The organism is Kitasatospora sp. NPDC091257 (genome assembly GCF_044757675.1).
In the GTDB taxonomy this organism is placed as follows: Bacteria; Actinomycetota; Actinomycetes; order Streptomycetales; family Streptomycetaceae; genus Kitasatospora; species Kitasatospora lactacystinica.
In genome coordinates this window covers 1-2,810 of sequence record NZ_JBIVVI010001171.1, presented here as the reverse complement: position 1 = coordinate 2,810, position 2,810 = coordinate 1, and the positions used below count along the sequence as shown (strand labels likewise).

Here is a 2,810-nt window from a genome sequence, read left to right as displayed (position 1 = left end):
GGGGCGGGGCGCTCCCGTCAGCGGATCCGGCGGGCGACGGGCCCGCTACGCGGCGGGCGGGGTTCCGCCCGAGCGCAGCGTGAGCAGGGTGATCTCGCTCGGGGCGAAGACCCGGAAGGGCGGGCCCCAGAAGCCGGTGCCGCGGCTGGTGTAGAGCTGGGTCCGCTCCCCGTGCCGGCTCAGGCCGTGCACCACCGGCTGATCGATGCGGACGAGGAAGTTGAACGGCCAGATCTGGCCGCCGTGGGTGTGCCCGGAGACCTGCAGGTCGATGCCGGCGGCAGCGGCCTGCGGGACGTACTTGGGCTGGTGGGCGACGAGCAGGACCGGCAGGGCCGGGTCCGCCCCCGCCAGTGCGCCGAGCAGGTTCGCGCGGTGTCCGGCCAGGCCGGAGGACTCCGCGGTCACGTCGTCCACGCCGGCGAGCACGAGGGCGTCCCCGCCGCGCTCCACCACCACGTGGCGGTTGTGCAGCGGCTCCCAGCCCAGGTCCGCCATTCGGTCCAGCCAGCCCTGGGCCTCGCTGCCGTACTCGTGGTTCCCCGTGACGTAGACCCTGGCCAGCCGCGACCGGATCGTCCCGAGCGGCGCGGACTGCTCCCGGCGCTGGGCGGGGGTGCCGTCGGCGATGTCGCCGGCGTGGACGACGACGTCCGCGTCGAGCGCGTTGACCGCCTCGGTGACCCGCGCCGACCAGCCCGCCCGGTCGATCGGCCCGTAGTGGGTGTCGGCCAGCACCACGACCCGGGTCCCGTCCAGACCGGCGCCGAGCCGCGGGACGCGCACGTCCACCCGCTTCACCCGGGGCACGCGCATCGCCTCGTGGTGCCCCCAGCCCAGCAGCCCGGCCGAGACCACGGCGACGGCCACGGCCACCGCCCTGGCCCGGTCGGTGCCGCCGACGTCGAGCCCGACGAGCACCAGGTTCACCGCGCCGCCCAGCACCGACCAGGTGAACAGCACCCAGATCATCCCGAGGCTGGTGTCCGCGACGCGGGCGGCCCGGTCGCTGCGCCGCCGCCCGTGGCCCGCGACCATCAGGAAGGGGAAGGAGACCAGCCAGCCGGCGAGGACGACCGTGCCGGCCAGGAGGACCGGGAACGGCCAGTCGGCGCCGGAGGCGAACAGCGTCCACCAGGGCGGCAGGCACAGGAGGACGAGGACGAGCACGAGGACCGTCAGCCGCCGGACCAGGGAACGCCGGCGCCGCGCACCCCCGCCCGGGGCCTCCGTGCCTGCGGCGGGCCGGGGGGCGGCCACGACGGTCTCCGGGCCCTCGCGGTCCGCCGACCGGTGTCCCGACTCCAACTCCATGGATTCGCCTGCTGTCACCGCGTTGCCCTCACATCCGCTGCCGTGCCCTCGCTCCCCATCATCCGGCAGACCGTTGCCGCCGGGCCCATCCGGGGGCCGCCCTCGTCATCCGGTCCGTGAACCCCGGACCGGGCCCGGGACTCAGCCGCCGCCGTAGGTGGACTGGGTGACCGCGAAGACGTTGCGTCCGCCCGTGGTCTCCTGCAGCGACCACAGCAGGTCGGGCTCGGTGGCGTCCTCCCAGTACGAGAGGCTCTCGCCGCCGCCCACCCAGGCGAAGGTCGAGGGGCCGGCGGTCGGGGTCCAGTAGTAGAGCTTCTTCTGCCCCGAGGAGTTGAACCACCAGCGGCCATTGTGGGAGGCCACGCCGTTGAGGTTGTACCAGGGCAGTTGGAGGGCCTGGCCGGCGGTCGTCGTCGCGGCGAACGTCGTCGCCCCGGGGGCGAAGGGGAAGCGGACGGCCCTCGGCGGGCGGTTGGGGTAGTCGACGCAGTCCGCCTGGCAGGTGTACTCCGTCATCACGATCGACTTGCTGACCCGGTCGAGGGAGATCGACGACCACACCAGTTTGGGTCCGGTGGCGGTCTGCGCGGTGACCGTGCCGATCTGGGGCAGCACGTACGCGTAGTTGTGGGCGTAGTAGACGGAGCCGGACTGGCGGCCGATCCGGTCGGCGGTGCCGCCGGTGTCGGTGTTGAGGATCTTGCGCATGTCGAAGACGCGCATGCCGCGGCCGGTGTCGGCGACGTAGAGGTAGTCGCCGTACCAGGAGATGCCGCCGGCGTGGATCGGGATGTCCTTGAAGTCCGGCGCGGCCGCGGTTCCGGTCGGCTCCACCAGGAGGATCTTGCGGTACTTGTTGGGGTAGGTGGCGTCCCAGTCGGCCAGGGTGATCCGGCTGCGCTGCTGGGCGCCGTCGCAGCCGTCCTTGGTGTACCAGCTCACCAGCACGAGCTGGTGGCCGTCGTAGTTGCCGCTGTTCGCCGTCCCCACGGCGTCCCGGCTCGTGGTGATGCCCTGGGGGAAGCTCTGGCAGTCGGAGTTGTCGCCGTCGTCGAACCGGAAGCCGGTGGACAGGCCGGCCACGGAGAAGGACGAGGGGAGCGGCTGCCGGTCGTGGTTCGCGTTCTCCATCACCGTGTGCACGGCGGAGGTCCCCAGCGTCGTGGCGAGCGCCGAGTTGAGTGTGTCGTACTGGTGGTAGTCCGAGGTGAGGGTGTAGTCGGACGCGGTCAGGGCCGTCGGCGCCGCAGCGGCCGCCGCCGGCGAGGCGCCGGCGATCGTGCCGGTGACGAGCAGTCCGGCCGCGAGCAGCGCTCGTGCCGCTGTTCTGACGTGACGGAACATCAAGGTGAGCCCTCCGTGCGAAATGGATCAACGGGGCCACACACGGTAGGGCGCGTTGAGCATGTCCGCAACACCCCGAGGAGGGCCGACGCGGACCCCGGAACAGCCGCCGGCGCGGGCAGGAGCCGACACGGTGCCCGGCCCTTCGC

General features: G+C 73.1%; 2 protein-coding genes. Both read right to left on the bottom strand.

Features of this window, described 5'->3' with window-relative positions:
- Positions 1–45 precede the first annotated feature (45 nt).
- A complete protein-coding gene (locus tag ACIQOV_RS35895) occupies positions 46–1,314 on the bottom strand; it encodes a metallophosphoesterase (RefSeq protein ID WP_401055012.1) in 1,269 nt (422 codons plus the stop codon).
- Positions 1,315–1,455: 141 nt separating this feature from the next.
- Positions 1,456–2,661: a hypothetical protein gene (locus ACIQOV_RS35890; RefSeq protein ID WP_401055011.1), complete on the bottom strand. Its 1,206-nt coding sequence runs from the start codon at positions 2,659–2,661 to the stop codon at positions 1,456–1,458.
- Positions 2,662–2,810 lie beyond the last annotated feature (149 nt).